General features: G+C 69.0%; 11 protein-coding genes. 2 read left to right on the top strand and 9 right to left on the bottom strand.

All coding sequences use genetic code 11. From position 1 onward, the window contains the following. Window positions 1–55 precede the first annotated feature (55 nt). From TSH20_RS29915 to TSH20_RS29890, 6 genes are all read right to left on the bottom strand, one after another. The gene (locus TSH20_RS29915; RefSeq protein WP_199232172.1) at window positions 56–2,341 is read right to left on the bottom strand and encodes a xanthine dehydrogenase family protein molybdopterin-binding subunit; all 2,286 of its coding nucleotides are present in this window, start codon (window positions 2,339–2,341) and stop codon (window positions 56–58) included. After that, window positions 2,338–3,327 (bottom strand): xanthine dehydrogenase family protein subunit M, encoded by a 990-nt coding sequence (locus TSH20_RS29910; RefSeq protein WP_109157786.1) that lies wholly within the window; start codon window positions 3,325–3,327, stop codon window positions 2,338–2,340. The genes TSH20_RS29915 and TSH20_RS29910 overlap by 4 nt, the downstream gene beginning before the upstream one ends. After that, on the bottom strand, window positions 3,324–3,842 hold the full coding sequence (locus TSH20_RS29905) for a 2Fe-2S iron-sulfur cluster-binding protein (RefSeq protein WP_109157788.1): 519 nt from the start codon (window positions 3,840–3,842) through the stop codon (window positions 3,324–3,326). The genes TSH20_RS29910 and TSH20_RS29905 overlap by 4 nt, the downstream gene beginning before the upstream one ends. Before the next feature lie 293 nt (window positions 3,843–4,135). Then, window positions 4,136–5,245 carry a sn-glycerol-3-phosphate ABC transporter ATP-binding protein UgpC gene (gene ugpC, locus TSH20_RS29900; protein ID WP_109157785.1) on the bottom strand — a complete coding sequence of 370 codons (1,110 nt, stop codon included), beginning with the start codon at window positions 5,243–5,245 and terminating at the stop codon, window positions 4,136–4,138. 7 nt (window positions 5,246–5,252) lie between these two features. Further along, complete coding sequence (locus TSH20_RS29895; RefSeq protein ID WP_247871735.1) at window positions 5,253–6,134, bottom strand: carbohydrate ABC transporter permease; 882 nt, start codon at window positions 6,132–6,134, stop codon at window positions 5,253–5,255. Window position 6,135: 1 nt separating this feature from the next. Then, a complete protein-coding gene (locus tag TSH20_RS29890; RefSeq protein WP_247871734.1) occupies window positions 6,136–7,101 on the bottom strand; it encodes a sugar ABC transporter permease in 966 nt (321 codons plus the stop codon). 294 nt (window positions 7,102–7,395) lie between these two features. Between TSH20_RS29890 and pgl the strand changes: the two genes are divergently transcribed. Together pgl and TSH20_RS29880 are read left to right on the top strand one after the other, a co-directional pair. Continuing rightward, entirely contained in the window at window positions 7,396–8,085 is a 690-nt protein-coding gene (gene pgl, locus TSH20_RS29885; protein ID WP_109157783.1) for a 6-phosphogluconolactonase, read from the top strand. 69 nt (window positions 8,086–8,154) lie between these two features. Continuing rightward, entirely contained in the window at window positions 8,155–9,171 is a 1,017-nt protein-coding gene (locus TSH20_RS29880; protein ID WP_109157782.1) for an oxidoreductase, read from the top strand. Between the two features lie 24 nt (window positions 9,172–9,195). On the opposite strand, the gene TSH20_RS29875 is transcribed toward TSH20_RS29880, so the two are convergent. The 3 genes from TSH20_RS29875 to TSH20_RS29865 form a co-directional block, all read right to left on the bottom strand. Continuing rightward, a complete protein-coding gene (locus TSH20_RS29875; RefSeq protein ID WP_247871733.1) occupies window positions 9,196–10,863 on the bottom strand; it encodes an iron ABC transporter permease in 1,668 nt (555 codons plus the stop codon). A 189-nt stretch (window positions 10,864–11,052) separates the two neighbouring features. Further along, entirely contained in the window at window positions 11,053–12,054 is a 1,002-nt protein-coding gene (locus TSH20_RS29870) for an ABC transporter substrate-binding protein (RefSeq protein ID WP_109157780.1), read from the bottom strand. 85 nt (window positions 12,055–12,139) lie between these two features. After that, on the bottom strand, window positions 12,140–12,958 hold the full coding sequence (locus TSH20_RS29865; RefSeq protein ID WP_109157779.1) for a phosphodiesterase: 819 nt from the start codon (window positions 12,956–12,958) through the stop codon (window positions 12,140–12,142). Between the last annotated feature and the right edge of the window lie 208 nt (window positions 12,959–13,166).

Below are 13,166 nucleotides of genomic sequence, written 5' to 3'. Positions count from 1 at the left end.
CCTCCCCCGCCATATCACCTGTGAATTCAATTCACAGATCGCACCCGGCGAAGCATCACATCAGCTTGTCGAGCGTGATCGGCAGGTCGCGGATGCGCTTGCCGGTGGCGTTGTAGACGGCGTTGGCGACCGCTGCGCCGACGCCGGTGATGCCGATCTCGCCGATGCCGCGGGCACCCATCGGCGCCTGCGGGTCGGGGATGTCGGTGTAGAGGATCTCGATGGCGGGAACGTCCATCTGCACCGGCACGTGATAGTCGGCGAGCGAGGCGTTGACGACGCGGCCGCTGCGCGGGTCGAAGTTGGTCTCCTCGGTCAGCGCCAGCCCGATCCCCATGATGATGCCGCCCTTGAACTGGCTCGTCGCCGTCTTGGCGTTCAGGATGCGACCGGCGTCGAAGGAGCCGAGAAAGCGCGAGACGCGGACCTCGCCGGTGATCTCGCTAACCCGGACCTCGCAGAACTGCGCGCCGTAGGAGTGCATCGAGAAGGCTTCCATCTCCGCCGGCGGCGGGGCGGCGGCCTCGCAGACCAGCTCGTCGCGGGCCGCCCGCCGCAGGATCGACTCGTAGCTTTCAAAGCGCGCGGCATCGTCGCGGTGGCCGATGCCGCCGTCCCGCGTCTCGACCTCGGCGAGCGACAGGCCGGCCAGCGGCGAATCGTTGCCGGCGAGCTTCAGCAGTTCCTCGACGAAGACCTCCGCCGCGGCGATGACGGCGCCGCCGACCGAAGCCGTCTGCGTCGATCCGCCGGCGATCACCCCGCGCGGCAGGGTCGTGTCGCCATACTCGAAACTGACCTTTTCGAGCGGCACGCCGAGCCGGGCGGCGATGTGCTGGACCTGCGCCGTCGCCGTGCCCATGCCCATGTCGTGCACCGCGGTCGAGACGGTGACCTGCCCGCCGGCTGTCAGCCTGATCCGCGCCGCACCGCCGGGGAAGCGGTGGTAGGGGTAGGTTGCCGTCGCGCAGCCCATGCCGATCAGCCATTCGCCGTCCCGCCGCCCGCGCGGCGTCGGGCTGCGGCGGTCCCAGCCGAACCGTTCCGCGCCCTTGTCATAGGCGTCGATCAGGTGGCGGGAGGAGAAGGGCTTGCCGCTGGTCGGGTCCTTGTCCGGCTCGATGCGGCGGCGCAGTTCGATCGGATCGAGCCCGAGCTTTTCCGCAAGCTCATCAATCGCGCATTCCAGCGCGAAGGTGCCGACGGACTCGCCGGGCGCCCGCATGAAGGTGTTCGCAAGCATGTCCATGTCGGCGACCTCCTGGGCCAGCCGGATGGACTTGGCGGCATAGAGGTGGCGGGCCGGGAAGGTGAACTGCTCCGGACAGGAGTTGTGGGTGGTCATCGCCACGATGCCGATGTGGATCAGCGCGTCAAGTCGGCCGTCGGCGCCGGCGCCCAGCGCCACCCGCTGCTCCGTCAGCGTCCGGCCGCCGACGATGCGGAACACCCCCTCGCGCGACAGCATGATGCGCACCGGCCGGCCGGCGAGCTTGGCGGCGGCGCAGGCGAGGATCTGGTGGTCCCACAGGCATTTGCCGCCGAAACCGCCGCCGACGAAGGGGGAGGAGACGCGGACCTTGTCGGGCGCCAGGCCGAAGATGTCGGCCAGCTGCCCCGCCGTCAGGTCGAGAAGCTGGCTGGCGTCATGCACCCTCAGCTCGTCGCCGCTCCAGGCCACGGTCGCGGCGTGCAGCTCGATGGCATTGTGGTTGTGCCGCGGCGTCCGGTAGATCTGGTCGACCTGCACCGCGGCGGCTTTCAGGGCGGCCTCGGCATCGCCGATCTCGACCACCGGTGGCTGGCCCAGGATGTTGTCCAGCTGGCGCGGCGTCTTCTTCGCCTCGTCGAAGGAGGTCACGGCCGGCAGCGGCGCATAGTCGGCCGTCACCAGCGAGGCGGCATGGTCGGCCTGCTCCTGAGTCTCGGCCAGGACGACGGCGATGGGCTGGCCGTTCCAATGGATCTCGTCATCCTGCATGACCGGCAGGTCGCTCGCCCCGGCGGCGGTCGGCGACGACATCATCAGGGACGGCGCCTTCATCCGCGGCGCGTTGCGGTGGGTCATGACCAGCACGACGCCGGGCGCCGCTTCGGCCGCCGCGGTATCGAGCGCCGTGATCCGCCCGCGCGCAATGGTGCTGAAGGCGAGCGCCGCGTAGCACAGGCCCTCATAAGGAAACTCCGCGGCGAATTGAGCCTTGCCCTGCACCTTCAGCGGCCCGTCGATGCGCGAGACCGGCTGCCCCAGTGCCCCATGCTTGTGCAGCATCGGATCCTGCGTGACTGCCGGCTGCCAGCGGCCGGGCCGGGTGTTCGCGGAATCGGATTGCATGCTCATGCGTCGTCTCCCGTCAGTTCGCCGAGGACGGCGACGATCGTCCGCTTCGCCAGCTCGATCTTGAAGGCGTTGTCGCGAAGCCCGGTCGCGGCGGCCAGTTCCGCCTCCGCCGCGGCACGGAAGCTCTCCGGGCTGGCCGGCCGGCCCTTCAGCGCCGCTTCGGCCGCCGAGGCCCGCCACGGCTTGTGGGCGACACCGCCGAGCGCCAGCCGCACGTCGCGCACCGTCTCGTCATTGTCGATGTCGAGGGCGGCGGCGACCGAAACCAGGGCAAAGGCGTAGCTCGCGCGGTCGCGGACCTTGCGGTAGGTGGAGCGGTGGGCGAAGGGCAGGGCTGGGATCTCGACCGCGGTGATCAGTTCTCCCGGCTTCAGTTCGGTCTCGATGTCCGGCCGGTCGCCGGGCAGGCGGTGCAGGTCGATCAGTGGGATGCTGCGCGGCCCCGCCGGACCCTCCAGATGCACCGTGGCGTCGAGCGCGGCGAGCGCCACGCACATGTCGGACGGATGGGTGGCGACGCAGGCCGGCGACGCGCCGAGGATGGCGTGGTATCGGTTGAAGCCGTCGCGCGCGTCGCAGCCGGACCCCGGCTGCCGTTTGTTGCAGGCCGCAACATTGTCATAGAAGTAGCGGCAGCGCGTGCGTTGCAGGATGTTGCCGCCGACCGTCGCCATGTTGCGGATCTGGGCGCTGGCCCCGGCAAGGATCGCGCGGGTGAGGAGCGGGTAATGCTTGCGCACATGGCCATCGGCGGCCAGCGCGGTGTTGGTCGCCGCCGCCCCGATCAGCAGACCGCCGTCGGCGCGCGGCTCGATCGTGCGCGGCAGGCCGGTGACATCGACCAGCATCTCCGGCCGCTCGACCGTTTCGCGCATCAGATCGATCAGATTGGTGCCGCCACCGAGATAACGCGCCGCGGCGTTGCCCTTGGCCAGTTCGATGGCGGCGGAGGCGTCGGAAGCCCGTTCATAGGTGAAGGGGTTCATGCCCGTGCCCCCTCCTGCGTCTTGACCAGCGTTTCGGAGATGGCCTCGATGATGCCGTTGTAGGCGCCGCAGCGGCAGAGATTGCCGCTCATGCGTTCGCGCAGTTCGGTCTCGTCGATGGCGACGCTGTCCGCCGACAGGTCGGCGGTAACGACGCTCGGGATGTTGCGTTCGATCTCGCGCGCCATGGCGACGGCGGAACAGAGCTGGCCGGGCGTGCAATAGCCGCACTGGAAGCCGTCATGCTCGACGAAGGCCTGCTGCAGCGGATGCAGGGTACCGTCGCTGCCCAGCCCTTCGACGGTGGTGATGTTGCGGCCCTGATATTGGACCGCCAGCGCCAAGCAGGAATTGATGCGTTCGCCGTCGACCAGTACGGTGCAGGCGCCGCAGGCGCCCTGATCGCAGCCTTTCTTGGTCCCGGTGAATCCCAGGCTGTTGCGGAGGAGGTCGAGCAGCGAGCTGCGGATGTCCGCTTCGACCTCGACGCTTTGCCCATTGATGGTGAAGTTCATCAGCGCATTCCCCATATCGGAACGGGTCCTGCCCGACGGCAGACCACGGCCGGCCCCCGCCTCGCTGGCGGATTGAGCCGGCTTGTCAACCGTCAACGGCGCTGGAAATCACGCTGGTCGGGTAAAAAAGCCCTCTCCCGCCCCGGGAGAGGGAAGGGGCCCATGCGGAGCATGGGAAGGGTGAGGGGTGATCCAGACATGGATTTTTGATCCTTGCCTTACCCCTCACCCTCCCCACGCCTGCGGCGCGGGTCCCCTCCCTCTCCCCGGGGGGAGAGGGGATCTATCGCCATTCAGATCCGCTGTTCAGTTTTCGGATCGAACAGGTTCGCCCGCGCCATGTCGATCATGAAGTCGGCGGTTTCGCCCTCCGCCACCCGGTCGCTCGGCTTGATGCGGGCGACCACCTCGTGGCCGTTCAGCTCGACATAGGTGATGGTGTCGGCGCCGGTCGGCTCCAGCACGTTGACGCCGCAGGCGACCTTCACCAGCGCCGGGTTGCCGGCTGCGATCGCCGGGTCGTGGCAGGTGATGGCCTCCGGACGGATGCCCAGGATCACCTCCTGGCCCAGCCAATTGCCGGCCTGCTCCGGCGCCTGGAACAGCGGCAGGAAGCCGCTGCGCTCGCGCCCGACGCTGACGCCCAGCCGGTCGCCCTCGGCCGACAGCGTGCCGCGCACGAAGTTCATGGTGGGGGAGCCGATGAAGCTCGCCACATACATGTTGGCCGGCCGCTCGTAGACCTCCTGCGGCGGAGCGAACTGCTGGACAACGCCCTCCTTCATGATGGCGATGCGGCTGGCCAGCGTCATCGCCTCGATCTGGTCGTGGGTGACGTAGACCACGGTGGTGCCGAGCCGCTGGTGCAGCTTCTTGATCTCGGTGCGCATGTCGACGCGCAGCTTGGCGTCCAGGTTGGACAGGGGCTCGTCGAACAGGAAGACCTTGGGGTCGCGGACCAGGGCGCGGCCCATGGCGACGCGCTGGCGCTGGCCGCCCGACAACTGCGCCGGCTTGCGGTCCAGCAGATGCTCGATCTGCAGCAGCCGGGCGACGCGGCGGATGGCGCCGTCGCGCTCGGTCTTCGACTGCCCGCGCATCTCCAGCGAGAAGCCGATGTTCCGCGCCACCGTCATGTTGGGATAGAGCGCGTAGGACTGGAACACCATGGCGATGTCGCGGTCCTTGGGATGGACCTCGTTGACCACGCGCTGGTCGATGCGGATCTCGCCGGCGCTGATCGTCTCCAGGCCGGCGATCATGTTGAGCAGGGTGGATTTCCCGCAGCCCGACGGACCGAGCAGGACGAGGAATTCGCCGTCCGTCAGGTCCAGGTCGATGCCCTTCAGGACCTCGACGCTGCCATACTGCTTGCGGACGTTGTTGATGCTGAGAGTCGCCATCGGAAGATCACCCCTTGACGGAGCCGGCGGTCAGACCGCGGATGAAGTATTTCCCGGCAAGCACATAGACGACGAGGGTGGGCAGGCCGGCGATCATCGCCGCCGCCATGTCGACGTTGTACTGCTTCACGCCGGTGGTGGTGTTGACGAGGTTGTTCAGCGCGACCGTCACCGGCTGGGCGCCGCCCGCCGCGAAGGACGCCCCGAACAGGAAGTCGTTCCAGATCTGGGTGAACTGCCAGATGATCGTCACCACCAGGATCGGCAGCGACAGCGGCAGCATGATCTTGGTGAAGATCTGGAAGAAGCCGGCGCCGTCGATGGTCGCGGCCTTCACCAGATCGTCGGGGATGCTGACGTAGTAATTGCGGAAGAACAGCGTGGTGAAGGCGAGGCCGTACACCACATGCACCAGGATCAGCCCGCCGGCGCTGCCGGCCAGCCCGAGGAAGCCCAGCGTCTGCGCCATCGGCAGCAGGATCACCTGCGACGGCAGGAAGCTGCCGAACAGGATCATGCCGAACACAATGTTGGCGCCGCGGAACCGCCACTTGGTCAGGGCATAGCCGTTCAACGCCCCGAAGATGGTGGAGATGACGACCGCCGGCACGACGATGACGATGGAGTTGAGGAAATAGGGTGCCATGCCGCGGCAATCGGCGCCGATGCAGGCGCGGTTCCAGGCATAGCTCCAGGCATCCAGGCTGAAGTCGCGCGGCAGCGACAGCAGCGACCCGGTGCGGATCTCCTCCGGGCTCTTGAACGAGGTGGTGATCATCAGCAGCAGCGGCAGCAGGTAATAGGCCGCGAACAGCAGGAGGATCAGGTACAGGCCCCAGCGGGCGATGCGCGCGCCGGTGCCCTGCGCCGGCGGCAGGGCGGAGGTCAGGCTAGACACGCTTGCCTCCCTTCAGTTCGGAATAGAGGTAGGGCACGATGATCGCCACCACGGTCGCCAGCATCATCAGCGCGCTGGCCGAACCGATGGCGATCTGGTTGCGGCGGAAGGTCATCTCGTACATGAAGGTCGCCGGCAGGTCGGAGGCATAGCCGGGACCGCCGCCGGTCAGCGCCACCACGAGGTCGTAGCTCTTGACCGCGAGGTGGGCGAGGATGACGAAGGCGCTCATGAACACCGGCCGGACCGACGGCAGGACGATGCCCCAATAGATGCGCGGCAGGCTGGCGCCGTCGAGATAGGCCGCCTTGATGATCTCCTGATCGACGCCGCGCAGCGCCGCCAGGAACAGTGCCATCACGAAGCCGGAGCTTTGCCAGACCGCGGCGATCACCAGCGTGTAGACGGCGGTGTCCTGCTGCACGATCCAGTCGAAGGTGAAGCCGGGGAATCCCAGGTCGCGCACGAATTGCTGGATGCCGATACCGGGATTGAGAATCCATTTCCAGGCGGTGCCGGTGACGATGAAGCTGAGCGCCATCGGGTAGAGATAGATGGTGCGCAACGCCCCTTCGCCGCGGATGCGCTGGTCGAGCAGCACCGCCAGCAGGATGCCGACGATCAGGCTGATGCCGATGAACAGCCCGCCGAAGATCAGCAGATTCTCGATGGCGACGTACCAGCGCTCGATCCGCCAAAGCTTGGAGAAGGCGTCGGCGCCGACCAGATCGTAGGACGGCAGCATCTTCGAATTGGTGAAGCTGATATAGACCGTCCAGGCGATGAAGCCGTAGACGAACAGCAGGATCGCCGCGAAGGACGGGGCAACCACCAGCTTCGACAGATGTCGCTGCGCCACCGCGCGCAGCCCGGTCGCCCGCGGCGGAGCGGCGCTGCTGACGACGGTCCCGGCATCTTCTCCGGGGGCCGGCCGATAGGATGGGGTCTGCATGGTCATGGTGAGATGCTCGGCAGCATTTGTGCCGGCGCTGCACACGGATGCAGGTCGCGCATGTCGGTTCCCTCCCGTGACGGGTTGCTGTTGGACCACCCGGATGAGGTCTCGCCCGGCGGTCGTTCGCTTGGCGGTCACTGTACGCCGCCGATGATGCGCGGGGCGGACAATTTGGTAACGCGGCGCTTTCCCGGAGCCCACGTTGTTACGTGGCTGTTACACAGATGCGCGCGCACATGCGTGGCGGGCGGATTATGGTCTGCGCCAACGAACAAGACTTATCGGGGAGCTTCCATCATGACCGCGCGCCTTCGTGTGTTCCGCGATGCCCAGGACCTTGCCGAGACGCTGGCCGACGAGACGGCGGCCCTGCTGACCGCCGCCATCGCGGCGCGCGGGCGGGCCACCATGGCGCTGCCGGGCGGGCGGACGCCGACGCCGTTCCTGACGGCGCTCGGCCGGCGCGATGTGGATTGGAGCCGGGTGACGGCGACGCTGGTGGACGACCGCTGGCTGCCGCCCGACAGCCCGGACAGCAACGCCTCCACCCTGCACGCAACGCTGCTGGCCGCCGCTCCCGCCATCCGCTTCATCCCGCTTTACACCGGCGCCAAGACGCCGGAGGAGGGGGAGGCCGCCTGCGCCGAGGCTTTGCGCGTCCTCGACGGACCGTTCGACCTGATGGTGACCGGCATGGGGGAGGACGGGCATGTCGCTTCGCTGTTCCCCGATGCGCCGGCCCTCGCCTCTGCGTGGGAAGGAACCGCACCCTGCCGGGCGATGCGCTCCCCCACCGCGCCGCATCCGCGCATGACGCTGACCCTGCCGCGCCTGCTCGACAGCCGGCGCATCGTCGTGCTGATCACCGGCGGCGCCAAGCGCGCGGTGCTGGAACAGGCCCGCGCGGCAGGGCCGGAAGACGCGATGCCGGTGCGCGCCCTGTTGCGCCGGGGCGGGGTCGACACCATGGTCTGCTGGGCGCCGTGATGAATGCCCTCTCCCGGAGCGGGAGAGGGCGTTGACGCGCTGGCAATGTGAATAGGAGTTTGTGCGACGATGAAGAGCCTGTCGGTCGGCCTGCTGGGTTTCGGCCTTGCCGGGTCGGTGTTCCACGCGCCGCTGATCCAATGTGAGCCGCGCCTGCGCCTGACGGCAATCGCCAGTTCGCGCACCGACGACATCCGCCGTGCAGCACCGGAGGCGGTTGCGACGACGGCGGACGCGGTGATCGCCGACCCAAGCATCGACCTCGTGGTGATCGCCACCCCCAACACCAGCCACGCCCCCCTGGCCCGCGAGGCTCTGCTGGCCGGCAAGCATGTGGTGATCGACAAGCCGATGGCGACCACCGCCGCCGAAGCCGACGAGCTGATCGACCTCGCCAAACGGCAGGGCCGGCTGCTGACCGTCTTCCACAACCGGCGGTGGGACAACGACTTCCTGACCCTGCGCGCCTGCCTGGACAAGGGCGAGGTCGGCCGCCCCTATCATTACGAGGCGCATTTCGACCGCTTCCGCCCGCAGATCAAGCAGGGCTGGCGCGAGCAGACGCTGGCCGGGTCGGGCGTGCTGTTCGACCTCGGCGCCCATCTGATCGATCAGGCGCTGACCCTGTTCGGCATGCCCGATCGCATCCTCGCCGATGTGGGATCCCAGCGGCCGGACGCGCAGGTCGACGACTGGTTCCACATCGTGCTCGGCTATGGGCGCATGCGGGCGATCCTGCATTGCGGCACGGTGGTCTGCCGGCCGGGTCCGCGCTTCCAGCTGCATGGCGACCGCGGCAGCTTCCTCAAGCATGGCATGGACGGGCAGGAGGCGGCCCTGCGCGCCGGCCGCCTGCCGACCGAAGCCGGCTGGGGCGGCGACGATCCGGAGAATTTCGCCCTGCTGGTCCAGGCCGACGGCACGGAGCGGCGGGTCGAGACCATCCCCGGCGACTATCCCGCCTTCTACCGCGGCGTGGCGGCATCCATCCTCGACGGCGCCCCGCCGCCGGTGACGGCCGAGCAGGCACGCGACGTGCTGACGGTGCTGGAAGCGGTGCGCAAGGCGGCGGGACTGCCGGCCTGAGATCTCACCCCCGCCCCCTTAATTTTAATTCCGCCAGGGCACCACGCCCGGCGGCAGTCGGCGGCCCAGCAGCCCGGCGGCGATCATCGCCGCCAGCACCACCAGGATGGCGATGACGCCGAGGGCGGCACCCAGCGTCGGGCTGCCGCCTTCCTCCAGCGCATAGACGACGACGCCCAGCGTCTCCCGCCCCTGCGACCATAGCAGGATGGAGACGGTCAGCTCGTTGAATGCGGTCAGGAAGACCAGCAGCCCGCCGGCGGCAGCAGCCGGGGCAACCAGCGGCGCCACCACCGTCACCAGCCGCCGCAGCGGGCCGGCGCCCAACGCGCGGGCGGCCTCCTCCACCGTCGGGTCGAGCGCGGCGCAAGCCGCCTGCACCGGCCGCAGCGCCAGCGGCAGGAAGCGGACCAGATAGGCCGCCAGGATGATCCACAGCGTGCCGTAGAGGCTGACGCCCAGCCCCGGCAGCGGCTTCAGGAACAGCAGGATGCAGCCGATGCCCAGCACCACCCCCGGCACGGCGTGCGGCAACTCCACCAGCACACCGACCGCCCGCGCGATCCGTCCGGTCCCTCCGCCCAGCGCCATGGCATGGGCCAGCGGCACCGCCAGCAGGGCGAGCAGCAGCGCCGCCGATCCCGACAGCAGCACCGAATTGACGAAGGCCCGTCCGACCTGATCGAGCGCCAGCACCTCGCGGTAATGGGCCAGCGTCAGCGTGCCGAAACCGATCGGCAGGCCATAGACGCTGACGAGGCTGGTCGCCAGCAGCGCCGTCAGCGGCGCCGCGACCATCAGCGCCAGCACGCCCCAGGCAAGCCCCTCCACCGCCACACGGGCGGAGCCGAGCGCCACCGGCGCCATCGACCGGGCGCCGCCGGGCAGGCGGCTGGAGATGCGGGCCTGCAGGATGGTCTGGGTGGCGATGCCGAGGCAGGCGACGATGCCGATCAGGGCGGCCAGCACCGCCACCTCCGGCAGGGCAGACGGCCCGAAGCCGGCCAGCCGCCGGTAGATCAGCGTCGGCAGCATCGGAATGCCCGCCGGCACGCCCAGCAGAGCCGGCACCCCGAAATTCCCCAGCGCGGCGACGAAGGCCATCGCCAGACCCGCGATCAGCCCCGGCAGGCAGAGCGGCAGCACCACGCTTCGCACCGCCCGCCACAGCCCGGCCCCCGACGCCCGCGCCGCCTCCAGCACATCGCCGGGAATGGCGCGCAACGCCGCGCGCAGGGCGAGGAAGACCAGAGGCGCATGCTCGATCCCCATCACCAGGATCATGCCGGCCGCCGACTGCACCGGGTTCGCCGTTCCGACCGGCGGGGCAAGGCCGAGCGGCTTCAGGATCGGACTGCCCGACCCGGCCAGATGCGTCCAGGCCATCGCCACGATCTGCGGCGGAATCATCAGCGGCAGGATCAGGGCGAAGGTCATCGCGGTGCGGGCGCGCAGGTTCGTCAGCCCGACCAGCAGGGCGAACGGCCCGCCGATCAGCGCTGCGGTCAGCGTGGCGCCGGCCGCGATGGCGATGCTGTTCGTGGTGGCCCGCCAAGTCGCGGGGGAGTCGGCCACGCGCGCGAGCACCGCCGCGTCGCCGGCCTCCCATAGGAGGCGCAGGACCGGGAGCAGGACGAGCAGGCCGATGAGCAGGGGCCAGCCGGGGAGGGTGGGGAACGCGCCTTTCCCCACCGTTCGACTACCCGAGGCGATCCCCCTCTCCCCCCCGGGGAGAGGGTCGGGGTGAGGGGGATGCATGGCGTGGATTTTCCCAGGAGGGTCCACGTGCGCGATTCTTGAAAGTCCTCGCAACGCGTCCCCCTCACCCTAACCCTCTCCCCGGGGGGGAGAGGGGATCCGTCTCGGTCCGCACCAACCCACTCACCCGCCGAACAGGTCGGCGAAGGCGCGTTTGTTGGCGTCGTCCTCGGCCAGCGCCTTGGCAGGGTCGAAGGGCAGCAGGGTGATCGTCGCCGGATTGGGGAAGCCCGCCGGCGGTGTCACCCCTGGCAGCGCCGGCAGGAAGCCCTGGGCCGAGGCCAGCTCCTGCCCCTCGCGGCTCAGCAGGAAGTCGATGAAGGCCTTGGCCGCCGCCGGGTTCTTCGCGGTGCTGAGGATCGCCACCGGCTCGCTGACCGCGCTGACGCCCTCCGTGGGGAAGACGAAGGCGACGGGGGCGCCCTTCAGATGCTCGCGGATCGGCAGGTAATCGACGACCATGCCATAGAGCTTCGCCCCGCCGGCCACATCCTTCAAGATGCCGCCGTTGCCCTTTGCCGCGGTGGTGCCGTTGCGCTGCAACGCCTCGTAATAGGCCATGCCGAGCGACGGCTGCGCCTTGATCGACGCCATGTGGATGGCGGCGGCGCCGGAATAGAGCGGGCTCGGCATCACCGTCGTGCCCTTGGCCTCCGGTTTCAGCAGATCCTGCCAGGAGGTCGGCTTCATCGGCGCCGCGGTGTTGTAGACGATGCCGGTGGTGATCAGCTTGGTGCCGAACCAATAGCCCTGCGCGTCATGCGTGCCCGGGCGGTAGCCGGCCACCGGAGCACCCTCGTAGGGCTGCAGCCGCTTCTCCGCCTTCAGCGATTCCATCGTCACCGCGTCGGCGATCAGCAGCAGGTCGGGTTGCGGCGCCCCGGCAGTGAACTCGGCCCGCAGCTTGTTCATCAGCTCGGTGGTGCCGTTGCGGATCCACTCGACCTCGACACCGGGGTTCTTCGCCTTGAAGGCCTCCACCGTCTGGCGGGCGTCCGGCTCCAGCTGCGAGGTGTAGAGCACCAGCTTGCCGGTGGCGCCGTCCGCCTGCGCGGCCTGGGAAACGGCGGCTGGGCCGAGCGCCAGCGTCAGCACCGTGGCGAGGGTGGTGAGGAACGCCTTCATCTCTGTCGTCTCCGTTGGATCGGCGGTGAGCTGTGTCTTAGCCCAAGCCCGTGACAGGCATGTGACGGCCGGTCGAATGACCCAGTCAGTCGATCAGCTTTCCGTCCTTGAAGAAGGGATAGGGGCCGTCATAGTCGCCGATCACGGCGGTGTGGCTGACCACGCCGGTGTCGGCGCGCCACATGTGGATCTGATAGCCCGGCGGTTCCATCACGAAGGCGGACGGCGCGTCGTCGCGCAGGTCGAGCGCCACCTGATGCGCGGTCGACGGCGCGGTGGAGGCGATGGTGCCGGCCCAGCGCACCTGGATCGGCCGATGCAGATGGCCGCACAGCACCCGCTCCACTTGGCGATGGCGGCGGACCACGTCGGCCATCGCGTCGGCGCCGTTCAAGCCCAGCCGGTCCATATGGCCGATACCGGTGGCGAAGGGCGGATGGTGCTGGAAGACGATGGTCGGCCGCTCCGGCTGCTCCGCCAGCCGCGCGTCGAGCCAGCAGAGCCGCTCGGCACAGACCTCTCCCGCGCCGGAACCGGGCAGGACGGTGTCCATGGCGATCAGCCGCACCGGCCAGTCCTCCACCGTGTAGTGGAAGAAACGGCTGTCGCCGACGCGGGCCTTGAGGTCGGGAAAGGCTTCGGCCAGCCCGGTGCGTTCGTCATGGTTGCCGGGCACGGCGAACAGCGGCATGTCGAGCGGGCGCAGCAGGCCGAGCAGCCGCTCATACTCCTCCGCATGGCCGGCATCGACGAGGTCGCCGGTGGCGAGGATCACGTCGGGGCGCGGGGTGAGCGCCAGGACCGCGGCGACCGCGCGCTCCAGGAAGGGCGCGGTGTCGACGCGGCGGTAGGCGAGGCGGCCTTGCGGCTTGATGTGGGTGTCGGTGATCTGGGCGATGATCATGGGGTGCGCCTTGGGAGTAAGTGTTTAATTTGGAAGCGTTAGACCCCCACCCCAACCCTCCCCCGCTGGGCGGGGGAGGGGGCAGGTGCTGAGGCGGGAGAGTGGCGGCAGTCCCTCCCTCGCCCAGCTCTCGCACAAAGCTATGCTTTGTGCTGACGCGGCAGGCGGACCGTAGGTCCGCTGAGAGCGGGGGAGGTTAGGTGGGGGT

Origin of the sequence: Azospirillum sp. TSH20 (assembly GCF_003115935.1) — a bacterium.
Lineage (GTDB): Bacteria > Pseudomonadota > Alphaproteobacteria > Azospirillales > Azospirillaceae > Azospirillum.
Note: the sequence above shows the minus strand (reverse complement) of the source record. Positions and strands in the feature narration are given on the sequence as shown.